15 protein-coding genes are annotated in these 14444 nt (G+C 61.7%); 6 read left to right on the forward strand and 9 right to left on the reverse strand.

What is annotated here, in order from left to right; translation table 11 throughout:
- Nucleotides 1-29: 29 nt before the first annotated feature.
- Nucleotides 30-3497: an indolepyruvate ferredoxin oxidoreductase family protein gene (locus HSX14_RS21155; protein ID WP_173172377.1), complete on the reverse strand. Its 3468-nt coding sequence runs from the start codon at nucleotides 3495-3497 to the stop codon at nucleotides 30-32.
- A 198-nt stretch (nucleotides 3498-3695) separates the two neighbouring features.
- On the opposite strand from HSX14_RS21155, the gene HSX14_RS21160 reads away from it, so the two are divergent.
- The 4 genes from HSX14_RS21160 to HSX14_RS21175 all read left to right on the forward strand — a co-directional run bounded on the left by HSX14_RS21160 (nucleotide 3696) and on the right by HSX14_RS21175 (nucleotide 5038).
- Nucleotides 3696-4163, forward strand: a complete 468-nt coding sequence (locus HSX14_RS21160) for an Lrp/AsnC family transcriptional regulator (protein ID WP_173172375.1) — start codon at nucleotides 3696-3698, stop codon at nucleotides 4161-4163.
- Nucleotides 4164-4401: 238 nt separating this feature from the next.
- Nucleotides 4402-4638 (forward strand): hypothetical protein, encoded by a 237-nt coding sequence (locus HSX14_RS21165; protein ID WP_173172373.1) that lies wholly within the window; start codon nucleotides 4402-4404, stop codon nucleotides 4636-4638.
- 9 nt (nucleotides 4639-4647) lie between these two features.
- Complete coding sequence (locus HSX14_RS21170) at nucleotides 4648-4824, forward strand: hypothetical protein (protein WP_158545606.1); 177 nt, start codon at nucleotides 4648-4650, stop codon at nucleotides 4822-4824.
- Nucleotides 4825-4852: 28 nt separating this feature from the next.
- A complete protein-coding gene (locus HSX14_RS21175; RefSeq protein WP_173172371.1) occupies nucleotides 4853-5038 on the forward strand; it encodes a PA3371 family protein in 186 nt (61 codons plus the stop codon).
- Between the two features lies 1 nt (nucleotide 5039).
- Here HSX14_RS21175 and phnN read toward each other — a convergent pair whose 3' ends face one another.
- Nucleotides 5040-5603 carry a phosphonate metabolism protein/1,5-bisphosphokinase (PRPP-forming) PhnN gene (gene phnN / locus HSX14_RS21180; RefSeq protein ID WP_173172369.1) on the reverse strand — a complete coding sequence of 188 codons (564 nt, stop codon included), beginning with the start codon at nucleotides 5601-5603 and terminating at the stop codon, nucleotides 5040-5042.
- A 522-nt stretch (nucleotides 5604-6125) separates the two neighbouring features.
- Between phnN and HSX14_RS21185 the strand changes: the two genes are divergently transcribed.
- Nucleotides 6126-6452, forward strand: a complete 327-nt coding sequence (locus HSX14_RS21185; RefSeq protein ID WP_031287390.1) for an Arc family DNA-binding protein — start codon at nucleotides 6126-6128, stop codon at nucleotides 6450-6452.
- Nucleotides 6453-6575: 123 nt separating this feature from the next.
- Here HSX14_RS21185 and mgtE read toward each other — a convergent pair whose 3' ends face one another.
- Nucleotides 6576-8018, reverse strand: coding sequence for a magnesium transporter (gene mgtE, locus HSX14_RS21190; protein ID WP_173172367.1), 1443 nt, complete (start codon nucleotides 8016-8018; stop codon nucleotides 6576-6578).
- Between the two features lie 316 nt (nucleotides 8019-8334).
- Between mgtE and HSX14_RS21195 the strand changes: the two genes are divergently transcribed.
- Nucleotides 8335-8844, forward strand: coding sequence for a DUF4124 domain-containing protein (locus HSX14_RS21195; RefSeq protein WP_173172365.1), 510 nt, complete (start codon nucleotides 8335-8337; stop codon nucleotides 8842-8844).
- A 40-nt stretch (nucleotides 8845-8884) separates the two neighbouring features.
- Here HSX14_RS21195 and HSX14_RS21200 read toward each other — a convergent pair whose 3' ends face one another.
- The 6 genes from HSX14_RS21200 to HSX14_RS21225 all read right to left on the reverse strand — a co-directional run bounded on the left by HSX14_RS21200 (nucleotide 8885) and on the right by HSX14_RS21225 (nucleotide 14289).
- The gene (locus HSX14_RS21200; protein WP_173172363.1) at nucleotides 8885-9145 is read right to left on the reverse strand and encodes a hypothetical protein; all 261 of its coding nucleotides are present in this window, start codon (nucleotides 9143-9145) and stop codon (nucleotides 8885-8887) included.
- Nucleotides 9142-9525, reverse strand: coding sequence for a hypothetical protein (locus HSX14_RS21205; protein WP_173172361.1), 384 nt, complete (start codon nucleotides 9523-9525; stop codon nucleotides 9142-9144). The genes HSX14_RS21200 and HSX14_RS21205 overlap by 4 nt, the downstream gene beginning before the upstream one ends.
- Complete coding sequence (locus HSX14_RS21210) at nucleotides 9522-10151, reverse strand: glycoside hydrolase family 19 protein (protein WP_173172359.1); 630 nt, start codon at nucleotides 10149-10151, stop codon at nucleotides 9522-9524. The genes HSX14_RS21205 and HSX14_RS21210 overlap by 4 nt, the downstream gene beginning before the upstream one ends.
- A gap of 107 nt (nucleotides 10152-10258) precedes the next feature.
- Entirely contained in the window at nucleotides 10259-11566 is a 1308-nt protein-coding gene (locus tag HSX14_RS21215; protein ID WP_173172357.1) for a gp53-like domain-containing protein, read from the reverse strand.
- A gap of 258 nt (nucleotides 11567-11824) precedes the next feature.
- Nucleotides 11825-12322 (reverse strand): DUF4376 domain-containing protein, encoded by a 498-nt coding sequence (locus HSX14_RS21220; protein ID WP_173172355.1) that lies wholly within the window; start codon nucleotides 12320-12322, stop codon nucleotides 11825-11827.
- Nucleotides 12322-14289: a tail fiber protein gene (locus HSX14_RS21225; RefSeq protein ID WP_173172353.1), complete on the reverse strand. Its 1968-nt coding sequence runs from the start codon at nucleotides 14287-14289 to the stop codon at nucleotides 12322-12324. Before HSX14_RS21225 ends, HSX14_RS21220 begins: the two co-directional genes overlap by 1 nt.
- Nucleotides 14290-14444: the final 155 nt, after the last annotated feature.

Raw genomic sequence — 14444 nt, forward strand, 5'->3', positions numbered from 1 at the left:
CCCGTGGGAAGGCCGGTGATGGGAAGGTGTCAGGCGGCGGAGTCGAACAGGCGCACGACCTTGATCTCGGTAGCCAGCAACTGGGCGCGCAATTGCGCCTCGTGCTCGCGGACCTTGGCCAGGGCCTTCTCCTTGACGTGGCCGTAGCCACGGATCTGCTCCGGCAGTTCGGCGATGGCCACGGCGACGCGGTAGTTGTCGCCACGCAGGTGGGCGAGCACGGCTTCGACGTTGTCTTCGTAGCGGACGATCAGCTCGCGCTCCAGGCGCCGCTCCTCGCTGTAGGCGAAGGGGTCCAGCGCGCTGCCACGGAGGAATTTGAAGGTCGCCAGCAGGCCGAAGGCCTTGAGCATCCACGGGCCGAAGCTGCGTTTGCGCGGTTGCCCGGTGACGGGGTCGCGCTTGGCCAGCCAGGACGGCGCCAGGTGGAACTGCAGGCGGTAGTCGCCACTGAACTGGGCGCGCAGGCGCTTGCGGAACTCGCCGTCGCTGTAGAGGCGCGCCACTTCGTACTCGTCCTTGTAGGCGAGGACCTTGAAGTAGTAGCGGGCGACGGCTTCGGTGAGTTCCTTGCCGGCGCTTTCATCGACCCGACGCACGCGCTCGACCAGGTCGCTGTAGCGCTTGGCGTAGCCGGCGTCCTGGTAGGCGGTGAGGAAGTCGACGCGGAAGCGGATGATCTCCTCGAGGCTCTCGCAGGGCTTGGCTTCGGCCACTTCCGGCGCGGCGAGCTTCTCCACCGCCGCCAGGTCGTGGGCGGCGCGGCGCCCCCAGAGAAAGGCTTCGCAGTTGAGCTTCACCGCCACGCCGTTGAGCTGGATGGCCTTTTCGATGGCTTCGGCGGAAACCGGTACGAGCCCGCGCTGGTAGGCGTAGCCGAGCATGAAGAGGTTGGTGGCGATGCTGTCGCCGAGCAGGCGGGTGGCCAGGCGGGTGGCATCGATGAAGTGGGTCTTGTCGGCACCGACGGCCTCCACCAGCGCCTGTTGCATGGCCTGGCCGGGGACCTGGGCGTCCGGGTTGCGGGTGAACTCGGCGGTGGCGGCCTCGTGGCTGTTGACCACGGCGGTGGCGATGCGCTCGTTGAGCTTGGCCAGGGCCTCTTCGCTGGCGGCGACCACCAGGTCGCAGCCGAGCAGCAGGTCGGTCTCGCCGGCGGCGATGCGCACGGCGTAGATGTCGTCCTGCCTGGCGGCGATGCGGATGTGGGTGATCACCGGGCCGAACTTCTGCGCCAGGCCGGCCTGGTCGAGCACGCTGCAGCCCTTGCCTTCGATGTGGGCAGCCATGCCCAGCAGGGCGCCGACGGTGGTCACGCCGCTGCCGCCGACGCCGGGCAGGAGGATGTTCCAGGGGCGCTCGAGGCTCGGCTGGCGCGGCTCGGGCAGCACGGCGAACAGGGCACCGCTACCGACCGCCTCGGGCTTGCGCAGCTCGCCGCCGTGGACGGTGACGAAGCTGGGGCAGAAGCCTTCGAGGCAGGAGAAGTCCTTGTTGCAGGCGTTCTGGTCGATCTCGCGCTTGCGCCCCAGCTCGGTCTCCAGCGGCAGCACGGAGAGGCAGTTGGACTTGACGCTGCAGTCGCCGCAACCCTCGCACACGGCGGGGTTGATGAAGGCACGCTTGGCCGGGTCGACGAGCTTGCCGCGCTTGCGGCGGCGGCGCTTCTCGGTGGCGCAGGTCTGGTCGTAGATGATCACCGAGACGCCCTTGAACTCGCGCAGCTCGCGCTGCACGGCGTCCAGCTCGCGGCGGTGGTGGAAGGTGACGATGGGCGCGAAGGTGGCGCGGGTGGGGTACTTCTCGGGTTCGTCGGTGACCAGGGCGATGCGCTTCACGCCTTCGGCGAAGACCTGTTGGCTGAGCTGGTCGACCCGCAGTTCGCCGTCGATGGGCTGGCCGCCGGTCATGGCCACGGCGTCGTTGTAGAGGATCTTGTAGGTGATGTTGACCCCGGCGGCCACGGCGGCGCGCAGGGCCAGTTGGCCGGAGTGGAAGTAGGTGCCGTCGCCGAGGTTCTGGAAGATGTGCGGCGTGTCGGTGAAGGGGGCCTGGCCGATCCAGGTGGCGCCCTCCCCGCCCATCTGGGTGAAGGTGTCGGTGTTGCGGTCCATCCACTGGGTCATGTAGTGGCAGCCGATGCCGCCCTGGGCGCGACTGCCTTCGGGCAGCTTGGTGGAGGTGTTGTGCGGGCAGCCGGAGCAGAAGTGCGGGGTGCGCACGGTCTTGTGCTTGGGTTCCGCGAGGGCCTTTTCCTTGGCGGCGAGGAAGGCCAGGCGCGATTCGATCTGCTCGCTGGAGTAGATGGGCGCCAGGCGCTTGGCGATGACGCGGGCGATCATCGCGGGGGTCAGCTCGCTGAGGTTGGGCAGCAGGGAGTTGCCCTCTTCGTCGAATTCGCCGACCACGCGCGGACGCTTGTCCACCGGCCAGTTGTAGAGCTGGCCGGTGAGCTGGTCCTCGATGATGCTGCGCTTTTCCTCGACCACGAGGATTTCGTCCAGGCCTTCGGCGAACTGGTGCACGGAGACCGGCTCGAGCGGCCAGCTCATGCCGATCTTCAGCACGCGCAGGCCGACCCTGGCGCAGAGTTCGTCGTCCAGGCCGAGGTCCACCAGGGCCTGGCGCACGTCGAGGTAGGACTTGCCGGTGGTGATGATGCCCAGGCGCGGGTTGGGCGAGTCGAGCTTGACCTGGTTGAGGTCGTTGGCCAGGGCGAAGGCGCGGGCGGCGTAGATCTTGTAGGTGTTGAGGCGTTTTTCCTGGGCCAGCGGCGGGTCGGGCCAGCGGATGTGCACGCCGTCCTCGGGAAGGACGAAGTCGGTCGGGATCTTCACGTCGATGCGCAGCGGGTCGACGTCCACCACGCTGGAGGAATCGACGTTCTCGGCGATGGTCTTGAGCGCCACCCAGCAGCCGCTGTAGCGCGAGAGTTCCCAGCCGATGATGCCGTAGTCGAGGATTTCCTGGACGTTGGCCGGGTTGAGCACGGGGATGGAGGCGGCGATGAAGGCGTGCTCGCTCTGGTTGGCGATGCTGGAGGACTTGCAGCCGTGGTCGTCGCCGGCCAGCAGCAGCACGCCACCATGGGGGGACACGCCGGCGGAGTTGCCGTGCTTGAAGACGTCGCCGCAGCGGTCCACGCCCGGGCCCTTGCCGTACCACATGGAGAACACGCCGTCGTAGCGCGCGCCGGGGAACAGGCTGGTCTGCTGGCTGCCCCACACGGCGGTGGCGGCGAGCTCTTCGTTGACGCCCGGCTGGAAGTGGATGTGGTTTTCCTGGAGGAAGGACTTGGCCTCCCAGAGGCTCTTGTCGAGGTTGCCGAGGGGCGAACCACGATAGCCGGAGATGAAGCAGGCGGTGTTCAGGCCATGGGCCGCATCGCGTTGCTTCTGCAGCATCGGCAGGCGGGTGAGCGCCTGGGTGCCGGTGAGGTACAGATGACCGGTTGCAAGCCGGTATTTGTCATCCAGGCGGATCTCGGCCAGAGACATGCGGGCGCTCCTTTTATTTTTATGGCGACCAGGATGGCTACGGTTAGCGCCATCCTCCTGTCCCGCGGCAGGATCACCGCCCGGGACGCATGCTCAATAATCTGACTGAAGGGTTCTGCTTTTTTCTTTCTATTTTCGGGCCCGAATGCCAATACTGCGCATGATCCTTCCAACAAGAACAAGATTGCGGACTTATTCATGCACAACCCTCTGAGCCCTATCGATCGCAAGATCCTTCGCCTGCTGCAACACAATGCCGATCTGTCGGCTGCCGAAGTGGCCGAGAAGGTGGAGCTGTCCCAGTCGCCCTGCTGGCGCCGCATCAACCGCATGCAGGAAGACGGGCTGATCGAGCGCAAGGTCGCGCTGCTCAACCCCAGGTTGCTGGGGTTCTCCATCACCGTGTTCGTCAACATCAAGCTCTCGGCCCACGGGCGCAACAACCTGACCGAGTTCGAGGAAGCCATCGTCGGCTACCCGGAGGTGCTGGAGTGCTACACCATGGCCGGCGGCTCGGATTACCTGCTGAAGGTGGTGGCGCGGGATATCGGCAGCTACGAGCGCTTCCTGCGGGACCAGCTGCTGCAGCGCCCGCACGTGCTGGAAGCGCACTCGAACATCGCCATGAGCGAGGTGAAGCGCACGACCGAGCTGCCGCTGGACTGAACGCTCGCGCCCCCATTCCAGAGCGCTTGGTGCCGGAACAAGCGAAGCGGCGAAACCCCTGCCGTCCTGCACCCGTGCAATTTGCAATGGACAAAAATCGGGCGCCTTGCAAAGTGCACGGAAAGCACCCTGCTGAACATACGCAACCAATTGATTTTAAAGGTATTTTTAAATATTCGAGCTTGGCATGACACCTGCTCTATTCCAGTCATGAGAATTCTGGATGCGAGCCCCGATCATGAACAGTGTCATCACGCTCCTCGCAGCAACCGTATTGACGCTCCTGGCAGCCAGCGCCTTCGCCGCCCTGCAGAGCAACCAGCAGCAACAGGCCGTGAAGCATCTGGTCGAGCGTATCAACCCGACGCCAGTGCAATTCGAATACGCCACCCAGTCCGGCGACCAGAAGCCGAAGGTGAGCCAGCTGCAGAGCAGCGAGTGGCAACCTCGCCCCGCCCAACGCCTGTCGTTCTGAGGGCCCGGCATGGACATGACCGCATGGGGGATGGTGTTTCCGGGGTTGATCCTGCTGCTGGCGGCGGGAACCTGCGGAGCGCTCTGGGTGATCGATCGCATCACCGATCAGGGTCTGGCGGAAGAGCAGAAAGCCGAGCGTGATCGGGATGAGCGCATCGCCAATTACTACGACCCTTTCTTTTAAGCATCCCTATGTCGGCAAGGAGATCGAGATGTCGAAGTCAGCCGTGCTGTTCCTGTTCATCAGCCTGCTGCTCACCCTGACCCTATGGCTGGAACCCTGGCAGGCCACGTGGCCGGCTGCAGCGGTGAAGGTGGCACTGGGCGCCAGCGGGGTGCTGCTGCTGGTGGCACTGATGGTAGGCAAGCGGGTTAAGTTCGACCCGGTATTGCGCTGATTCAGGACCGAGGCCGATCGAGCAGTTGCAGCAGGCGTTGCAGGGTCTGCTCCAGGGGGCCGGAGTTGTCGAGGATCGACAGGGCGGCACCACCCTCCTCTTGCAGGGACTCGGTGAAGCGGGCGTTGCGTGCCAGGCGCGCTTCTATCTCCTCGGCGGGCTCGCGACCCCGGGCCTGCAAGCGCCGGCGCAGGACGTCCATCTCCACCGTCAACAGGATGGCCTGCAGGTCCGGATAGCGCTTCAAGGCCTCCGCCAGATAACCCCTGGAGCCATTGACCAGGACATCCTCCCCCGCCGCCAGCCATTCATCTATCTGCGTCGGGATGCCGTACGACAGCCCGTTGGCGTGCCAGCTCATGGCGAAGGCGCCGCTCCGCTCCATCTCCGCGAAACGCTCGGGGCTCACCGCCTCCGCCGCCTCGCCCACCGCCTCGGCCGAGCGGGTGATCACGCGCCGCACGATGTGGCAGCCACTCCTGGAGAGCGGCTCGCGGGCGGCATCGAGCAGGCTGTCCTTGCCTGAGCCTGAGGGTCCGATGAGATAGATCAGCCTGCCTTTCATCTGCTTACCTGGAAGTTCATCCGCTGCGATCGCCGCCTGTTGCACGGCGGACGCCACATTACCCGGAAAGCATTGCAGTTTGGAGCACCCGAATGCCCCGGCAACACCTACCGGACGTCGCACAGTAGCGAATTGCCAGTGCTGGCTTTATGGAGGCGCGCTACGCTTTGCACAACGAATCCTGACGTACCAGAAGCCCGGCCCAGAGCGCTGGATGTGCCGTCGCGCACGAAATCGGCAACCTTCTGCAACGGAGCGGGGAATTTTTCCCTCCTACCGCATTCATATGGGAGCCTTTTGCATATTCACTCGCATTTCGGACAACTGGTGCTGGCAAAAAGCCGCTACCCAGCGCACAATGCGACACAGATTTGACGTCAAGGAACCGTTTAGGTGACTGCAAGGTCATAATGACGCCAATCGCGATGAATGGTTGAACGACTGATGCTAAAGATGGTCAAACCGGTGACAATCACATAGCTCATTGCCAGCATCGCTCCCTGAACTAACCGGTTTAAATGTATGCGCCCTATGAAACAGGCTATTTACTCCAGCCGCACAGCTGACAAGTTCGTCGTCCGTCTGCCAGAAGGCATGCGCGAGCGCATCGCCGATGTGGCGCGTAACCATCACCGCAGCATGAACTCCGAGATCATCGCCCGCCTCGAGCAGAGCATGCTCCAGGAAGGCGCTCTGGACGAAGGTTTGTCCATGCGCTTGGACAGCCCAGAGCTGTCGTTGCACGAGCGCGAACTGCTGCAACGCTTCCGCCAGCTTTCCCGTCGCCAGCAGAATGCGCTGGTTGCGTTGATCGCCCACGATGCCGAACTCGCCGCCGAAGAAGCCTGAGTTCGCAGCACGTCGATTGAGAGCCGCCCCCTGAGGCGGCTTTTTCTTGCCCGCGATTTGGCGTTCACCCGCCGGAAAGCAAAAGGCCCCGCAGATGCGGGGCCTTGGGCATGACGATGAGGTCTAGAGCAGGAAAACGGTCGCGAGCCCCAGGAAGATGAAGAAGCCGCCGCTGTCGGTCATGGCGGTGATCATCACGCTGGAACCCATGGCAGGGTCCCGCCCCAGGCGAACCAGGGTCATCGGGATCAGCACGCCCATCAGGGCGGCAAGCAGCAGGTTGAGCGTCATCGCTCCAGTCATCACCGCCCCCAGGGACCAGCTGTCATAGAGGTAGTAGGCGACCAGGCCGATCACCCCGCCCCACACCAGGCCGTTGACCAACGCCACGGCCAGCTCCTTGCGCATCAGGCGCGAGGTGTTGCCAGTGCTGACCTGGTCCAGCGCCATGGCGCGGACGATCATGGTGATGGTCTGGTTGCCGGAGTTGCCGCCGATGCCCGCCACGATGGGCATCAGTGCCGCCAATGCCACCAGCTTCTCGATCGAGCCTTCGAACAGGCCGATCACCCGCGAGGCGATGAAGGCGGTGACCAGGTTGACGGCCAGCCAGGCCCAGCGGTTGCCGACCGACTTCCACACCGAGGCGAAGATGTCTTCCTCCTCGCGCAGACCGGCCATGTTCAGGACTTCCGTTTCGCTCTCCTCGCGGATCAGGTCGACGATCTCGTCGATGGTCAGGCGGCCGATCAGCTTGCCGTTCTTGTCCACCACCGGCGCAGAAATCAGGTCGTAACGCTCGAACGCCTGGGCGGCGTCGTAGGCATCCTCGTCCGGGTGGAAGCTCACCGGATCGCTGGCCATCACCTCGGCGACCTGCTTGTCGGGGTCATTCACCAACAGGCGCTTGATCGGCAGCACACCCTTGAGGATGCCGTCGTAATCCACCACGAAGAGCTTGTCGGTATGGCCCGGCAACTCCTTGAGGCGACGCAGGTAGCGCAGCACCACTTCCAGGGTCACGTCCTCACGGATGGTGACCATCTCGAAGTCCATCAGCGCACCCACCTGGTCCTCTTCATAGGACAGGGCGGAACGCACGCGCTCGCGCTGCTGGGCGTCCAGCGTCTCCATCAGCTCGTGGATCACGTCGCGAGGCAGCTCGGGTGCGAGGTCGGCCAGCTCGTCCGCGTCCATCTCCTTGGCGGCGGCGAGCAATTCGTGATCGTCCATGTCGGCGATCAGGTTCTCGCGGACCGCGTCCGAGACTTCAAGGAGGATGTCGCCGTCGCGCTCGGCCTTGACCAGTTGCCAGACGGTCAGGCGATCGTCGAGCGGCAGGGCTTCGAGGATGTGGGCGATGTCGGCCGGGTGCAGCTCATCGAGCTTGCGTTGCAGCTCGGCGAGGTTCTGGCGATGGACGAGGTTCTCGACGAGATCCTGGTGCTGGCCTTCCTGACGGTGGGTCAGGTCTTCGACCAGCTTGTGCCGATGCAGCAGATCGACCACCTGAGCGAGGCGGTCCTGCAGGCTTTCTTGCGACTTTCTTACTTCTACTTCGGTCATAGCGCGCTCCACCCCCAGTGGCGGCGCACGCCAAGGAGGGTCAATCAGTCAATACGCGATCGTGCAAATGCGGTGTTGAGTAACTACTGGGTAAGTCCATGAGGGGTGTCCAAAAGCCTCGGCGAGGCTGACTGCGCAATGATAACACCGGACGGTCATTTTGCGCGTTACAAAATCGTGGCTAGAACAATCGCTTGCGACGCAAAGCTGAGATCGCTTTCACCTTCCGTACGACGCCGGTGCCCGCTATGGAGACACCGTTAGGAAGAAATTAAAGCAGATACCTTCGGAGGCTACCGTCACGGAGGACATCGCCATGCGCACCCCGCTCTGCACACTGCCGCTTCTGCTCTATATCGCTCTCGAAAGCCCGCCGCTGGCGGCCTCCATCTACCGCTGCGAGGACGCACACGGGCACGTCACCTTCACCCAGTTGGGTTGCCCTGATGACGAACTGGTGGAAGTGCGGGAACGAATCGAATCCATGCAGGACAGCCAGGCGCTGTTGCCACCGGCGAAGGTGGAGCGGATCACGCGAAGCACACGGAAGGAACAGGCTGAGAAGCCCAGGGAAATAGAAGTAGTTGGGGAGAGACAGGATGGCTGCGGCAACCGCATCGTCGGCCAGGAACGGCGCCAGACGATGGTGCGCAAACAGGTGAGGACGGGCATGACCCGGAGCGACGTGGACAGCATGCTGGGTAAGCCGGACAAGATCAGCCGTACCAACGGACAGACCCGCTATCACTATGTCGCGAAGAAGGGAAAAGGACGCAGCCAGCTCGTCACGTTCGACGAGCATGACTGCGTTAAAGGCGGGCGCTGAAACAGCGCCCTAAAGGAAGGGAAAACGAGCCCTGTCGGGCTCAGCGGCAAGCCCCGAGTGCGGCCAGCAGCTCACGCTCGTAACCGATGCGTTGCAGGCGCTCGGCACGCAGGACTTTCATCTGCTGGTCGATCGGCGCATCCAGCGCCAGCGAGTCGACCGCAAAGGCAGGGACAGCAGGGAGCGTGATCGCACAGGCGACCATCACCGGCACCTTCACCTCGACGAGACCGGCAACGCGAGGCTCATCGGAGGTACAACCAGACAGCGCAACGAGCACTGACAACCCGGCGAACCTCATTGCCCTCGCTCCCGCTTCAGCTCATCGGCAAAAGCCCGCCGCGCCGACTCGCAGGCATCGACACCCACCTGCGGCGGCTCCAGCATCACCCGGGCCGCCGCTGCGTAGTCCTGTCGTGCCACCTGGGCGGCCCGGACCTGCAACTGCTCGACCTGGCGAGCCCTTTCCGCCGCCCGGGCTTCCAGCTCGGCTAGAGCGGCATTCTGCTTTTGCAGCGCTAGCAAGCTGGCCTCGGCGCGGCTACGGGACTCAGCCAACTGCCGGCCCAGCTCCTCCAGCTGCGGACGATAAATACCAGCGGCACCCCAGGCCCCGAGCCCGACGAGCAACATCGCCATCAACCACAACGCCAGCCATTTCCAGAGAGCGACCGGGCTCATTCCAGTGCCTCCCTGGCCTTGAGCCAAAGCGCCTTGCGCTCGGCCAAGCCGTTCAGCCCGCCATTGATTCGGCGGGTGATGCCTTCCAAGTCGCCGGCATCGGCCAGAGCATTCAGCCCATTGAATTGCCAGAACCAGGCGGCGGACAGCACCGCCGGCTCCGGCTGCAGCAGTAGATCCGGTTGCTCCAGCAGCGGCAGGCCCAAGGCCTCCCCGCAACGCTGGTACATGCCACGCCCGGTGATCTGCAACAGCCCCCTGCCCCGATAACGCCAACCATCACCCGACTCCTCCGAGCCATTGCCCATGCGATTGGCATAGACATGATTGGCGATCACCACCGGCCGCCTCTGGTAGGCCCGCGCCAGCGCATTGGGTTGCCCATCGGCACCCCGGAACCGCCCAGGCCAGGTGGCCGCAAGGCCTGCTGCGCTGTAGTTGAGGTTCTCCGCAAGACGGGAGAAGCCAGCGGACTCATGGGCGCACTGGGCCAGGAAGGCGGATTGGCGGACGGGGGTTGAGATGGAGAAGAGCGGCAGAGCCTGGTCAAGGGCAGAAATGAAAACGCCCGCATCGGGGCGGGCGTTAGGAGATAACTGCAGTAGAAGATGTTCAATTTTTCTCATGTTTCAATAAACGCCCCTCATGGTACAGATCTGCTTAAAACCCAGGACTACTGATCAATAAATCAGAATTCATTACCACCACTAAGAGGGTGTAACGCATAACTACCTCAGTACCCGATTGCGAACCAGTGATAACCAATGGAAGGCATGTTGGTCCCATAGCCGTTCAATCGAAATTGCGCAGTACTCACCTTTTGTGCGCCAGCAGTAACAAAATAACCCGCCCCTGATTGCCCACCGTCCGCGGTTACGGAAACATTCATATTGAGATTCGGGAAGGGGATAGGAAACGTAATAAGTGCAGTCAAGTCGTCAAGGGAACCACTGTAGTAACCCCACTGGAAAATCACCCCTCCAAGCCATGAAGGAAAAGAGATATAGCCGTTGACACCCAAGCTCGCAGAAAATCCTGCCCGCAGTTTCTTGGGCGTAACTATGGTTGCATCGTCCGTGCCAGCGTTGGTCTGTGCCTGAGTTGCAGTCTTAGCTAAGCCAAGCACTGACTCGGTTGCCTGAACAAGCCGAACATAGATCGCTTGAGCGACTCGTAATGGCGTCATCGGCTTGAAGTTATCGGAGCCCGCCTCCGCTTCGGCTTGGGTAGCAGCACTGATACCGTAATCGGCCAATGTGCTTGGGTTATTACCCGCAGTTATGCGGCCGTAGCGATCCACTGTAAGCGATCGATAGGTACCAGGATTAACTCCGGTGTAGCCCGCTACCATTTCGAAAGCAAGGCCAGTAGAGCCCAAGACAATTGGTCCGTCGGTTGCCAGTTGCCAGAGGCTATTGAGCTGGGAGTTTCCGCTCTCGATATGAATCAGCATCCCTGGTTGAACTTTGTTACTGCTGTCAGCGTCACTAGCACGAACCCAAGCGGTTGAGGACACCACATAAATCCCGTTAGCCGCCTCCAGATTCTGATTTTTTACTAGAACCCTGTCGCCATCGAGCACATTAATTCCGTCAATAATCTGCAAGCCACTCAAGTTGAGGTTGGCGGTACTGGCCACTCGTACTCGGACCTTTATTCCAATACCTCCTAACTGCTCTTGGATCAGCGTAACCAAGGCGTCTCGGCTCAGCGCAGTCTCCACCCAGTCCGAAGGAGTCTGAGAAGGTCTCTTCCCAGAGCTACTGACCTTGGCTTTCCACACTTTGTCGCTCTCTTGCACATGAGCACCTATCGGGTAGTCCTCTGTTGGCGACCATTCGGAAATGCCCTTCTGCAATAGATAACGAACAGCTTCATCACTGCGCTTGAACAGCGCGTTGAACCACTCCATCGGCGGAATGCCGTCAGTCTGGTCGAAAGCAATGCCCCAGCCACGGGCGATATCAGGGAAGTTTTCCAACTCCCCAGGCTTGGCCCCCGAGGCGAAGACCGTCTCGTTGGGGCGATTGTATTGAGTCATGGTAAAACCTCGTTCGATTCGTTTGCTAGAAAACCACCCGGCGATTGGCCGGGTGGCTGAGCGGTGCCTCCCCTCTTGCGGGTTCGGTCTGCCGCCCGAAAATAAAGGTGGTCAGTCACCCCACCGAAAACGAATCGACGAACTTCATGCCTTCGATACAAGCCGACAACGAATCGGCCAGCTCAGTAATGAAAACGGCCCGCAGTGTGCAGGCCGAAAAAAGCATTAATTTGAATAATTGCTAATTGTTCATGCTCCCTACCCCCACCATTTATCGTCGGTGTAATCGCTCGGGATAATCTCCATATCCTTTAATCGGCGCCCCGCGTAAATCAGGGATTGCTTGCGCTCAGCAACTGCCTTAGCGAGCGCCACGACCGTTGGGGCGTCCATGGGAACCCGACTATTGTCTACCGCGATCCAGACAAAATCCCTTTCCGGGTCAAACCAGCGCAAATTACCAGGCGAGATACCATTGGCCATCGCCATAAACGCCAGTTGAGCAGCCTCGATGATGTTCGAGTGATCGGCTGACCGGGACTGGAACAGATAGCCCTCGAACTGAATGCCATCCTTAATGCGGCGATCGCGCTCGACGTCTACATCGACCGGTCTCGGTCGCCGAGTTGGGTTCAGATGGGCCTCGACCTCACCGGCACTCATGGGAACAAGCTCCTGAGCGATCAGTTGATCTTGGGAACCATCTTGCTCATAAGCGAAAACCGCCCCATTTTTTATATGTCGAAAATATTTCATTAGCGAAGCTCCGCCCAATATTGGAGAGTATTGCCGCTCGGCGACCCAGCATTGCCACTCACCATGTAGGTCGCTCCCGGAGGGACGAGGAATGTCTGGGTGTATGTAATAGCGGTAGGTTGATCCCACCAACCGATCACCACACCATTGACGTATATGGAGGAGGCGTAAGAACCGTTGTCGTATAGGGCGACACTCACTGCTATCGAACGCCCGGTAGTGTTCGTATAGGTTGTATTGGTGGCACGAGTTGCCTTCAGATCCTGCCAAGCCTGGCCCTCTCCAATAGTGCGCGGGCGGGCTTCAAGAGCCTCCACACGCGTTACCAGAGTCGCGTAGGTTGTGGACAGCGCTGCAGCGTCGATAGTGCCTGAGTTAGCGATACCACCGCCCATCCTGATGATCCAGCAGCCAGCCGTGTTCAGAGGACGGTTTTCGGCAGCAGTAGGCACAACGCGGGATGCATCAAAGCTCAGGAGTGCCCCGCCAGAGGCCCCAACCGGGCTATTACCGACACTCTCAGCACTGAATGCGCCTAAAGGAGCTGAACCGACAATTTTCGCCCCAGCGCCGGTTATGTTTCGAATAGCGTCTCCTTGGATCAAACCCGGAGTGCCGCTGGAAAGCGCACCATCACCGCGCATAAACAGAGCCCCAAGCGACCCCGCCGCCTTGCCGTTGTAGTCGGGCATGCGGAACGTTGTACTCCCATCGCCTTCCGTGAACATGCCCCGCTGAGATGGATCACTGCTCCAGAGTGCTTCGGTTGTTTTAGGCACTTTTCCTTCGCTCACCGTCGCCCAGACATCGGGATACAGAGCCCGACTCAGCAGCTGGCCATCTGCCGGCGCCCAGCCGGCAGGAATGGAACTGCGGAAGGACCACCACATCACCGAAGCGGCGGGCAAACCCGTTCCCTGCGTGTTGTCTGCATGCAGAATCGAACGCCAGGGAGACCAGATGCCGCCACCCAGAAGACGAAACTTCATCGTCACCAACGAAGTGTCGGCGCCACTCACATAGGGCAGTGCAACCTGGATCAGGTTTGAGGAGTAGCGAACCACCAGCAACCAGTAGTAATTGGTCGTACCGCTCCCCTTCTGCATGGCTGCCTGACCATCAGGGTGGTTGGCGTTCCTCGCACCAGCAGCGCCCCCCAGCAGCCGGGGATACCAACCCGGTTCAAGTACTGCGTTGAAATCGGTTTGCGAGTCCGTCGTGCTGGCCGCTGGAACAGTACCGCCAGCCGGCGTCATCAGTACCTGGAGCGGCGTATTGGCCGTCGGCGTGCCACCTGCTCCACTCACGTAGACCACCGGCACCGAGCGATAGGAGCCGCTGTCCACCAAGTCCCCAGTGACGCGGAAGCGGTGAGCAACAGTGCCACCTGAACGGCTCTGGACGCAGAGAGTGTCGCCAGCCCGCAAGAGGCCCACGATGCGGCTGTAGTCCAGGCCTTCGGCGCTGGACTTGGCGATCAGCAACGATGTGGCATCGGCCGGGTTGGTGGTGTTCAGCGCCAGGTAACCGTTGGCTACGCCACCCGAGGTGGCACTGCTCCACTGCCACTGGCCGAAGTTGATGGTGCCGCCACCCAGCTGCTCCTGGATCAGCGTTTTCAGAGCCTCTCGAGTCAGCGCAGTCTCGACCCACTCGGTCGGGTTGAGGGACGGCCGCTTTCCAACACTGCCCACCTTCGCCTTCCAGATCTTGCCGCCTTCCTGCACATGGGCATCAACCGGGTAGTCCTCAGTGTTGGACCACTCGGCAATCCCGCGTTGCAGCAGATAGCGCACGGCTTCGTCGCTGCGCTTGAACAAGGCGTTGAACCACTCCATTGGCGGGATGCCGGTGGTCTGGTCGAAGGTCACCCCCCAGCCTCGAGTGATATCGGGGAAGCTTTCCAGCTCTCCGGGTTTGGCACCCGAAGCAAAGACCATTTCGTTGGGGCGATTGTATTGAGTCATGGGTAAACCTCGTTCGATTCGTTTGCTAGAAAACCACCGGTGGTCACCAGGTGGCTGAACGGCGCCGGCCCTATAGGGATTCGGTCTGCCGCCCGGAAATAAAGGTGGTCAGGTACCCCACCGAAAACGAATCAACGAACGCCAAGCGCTCGATA

Source organism: Pseudomonas tohonis (assembly GCF_012767755.2).
GTDB lineage: Bacteria > Pseudomonadota > Gammaproteobacteria > Pseudomonadales > Pseudomonadaceae > Metapseudomonas > Metapseudomonas tohonis.

Excerpts from the sequence above, each read along its gene's own strand:
- HSX14_RS21155 (WP_173172377.1), bottom strand. The coding sequence starts at position 3,497 with ATGTCTCTGGCCGAGATCCGCCTGGATGACAAATACCGGCTTGCAACC.
- HSX14_RS21220 (WP_173172355.1), bottom strand. The coding sequence starts at position 12,322 with ATGAAATATTTTCGACATATAAAAAATGGGGCGGTTTTCGCTTATGAG.
- HSX14_RS21160 (WP_173172375.1), top strand. The coding sequence starts at position 3,696 with ATGCACAACCCTCTGAGCCCTATCGATCGCAAGATCCTTCGCCTGCTG.
- mgtE (WP_173172367.1), bottom strand. The coding sequence starts at position 8,018 with ATGACCGAAGTAGAAGTAAGAAAGTCGCAAGAAAGCCTGCAGGACCGC.
- HSX14_RS21205 (WP_173172361.1), bottom strand. The coding sequence starts at position 9,525 with ATGAGCCCGGTCGCTCTCTGGAAATGGCTGGCGTTGTGGTTGATGGCG.
- HSX14_RS21195 (WP_173172365.1), top strand. The coding sequence starts at position 8,335 with ATGCGCACCCCGCTCTGCACACTGCCGCTTCTGCTCTATATCGCTCTC.
- HSX14_RS21200 (WP_173172363.1), bottom strand. The coding sequence starts at position 9,145 with ATGAGGTTCGCCGGGTTGTCAGTGCTCGTTGCGCTGTCTGGTTGTACC.
- HSX14_RS21225 (WP_173172353.1), bottom strand. The coding sequence starts at position 14,289 with ATGACTCAATACAATCGCCCCAACGAAATGGTCTTTGCTTCGGGTGCC.
- HSX14_RS21170 (WP_158545606.1), top strand. The coding sequence starts at position 4,648 with ATGGACATGACCGCATGGGGGATGGTGTTTCCGGGGTTGATCCTGCTG.
- phnN (WP_173172369.1), bottom strand. The coding sequence starts at position 5,603 with ATGAAAGGCAGGCTGATCTATCTCATCGGACCCTCAGGCTCAGGCAAG.
- HSX14_RS21185 (WP_031287390.1), top strand. The coding sequence starts at position 6,126 with ATGCGCCCTATGAAACAGGCTATTTACTCCAGCCGCACAGCTGACAAG.
- HSX14_RS21175 (WP_173172371.1), top strand. The coding sequence starts at position 4,853 with ATGTCGAAGTCAGCCGTGCTGTTCCTGTTCATCAGCCTGCTGCTCACC.
- HSX14_RS21165 (WP_173172373.1), top strand. The coding sequence starts at position 4,402 with ATGAACAGTGTCATCACGCTCCTCGCAGCAACCGTATTGACGCTCCTG.
- HSX14_RS21215 (WP_173172357.1), bottom strand. The coding sequence starts at position 11,566 with ATGACTCAATACAATCGCCCCAACGAGACGGTCTTCGCCTCGGGGGCC.
- HSX14_RS21210 (WP_173172359.1), bottom strand. The coding sequence starts at position 10,151 with ATGAGAAAAATTGAACATCTTCTACTGCAGTTATCTCCTAACGCCCGC.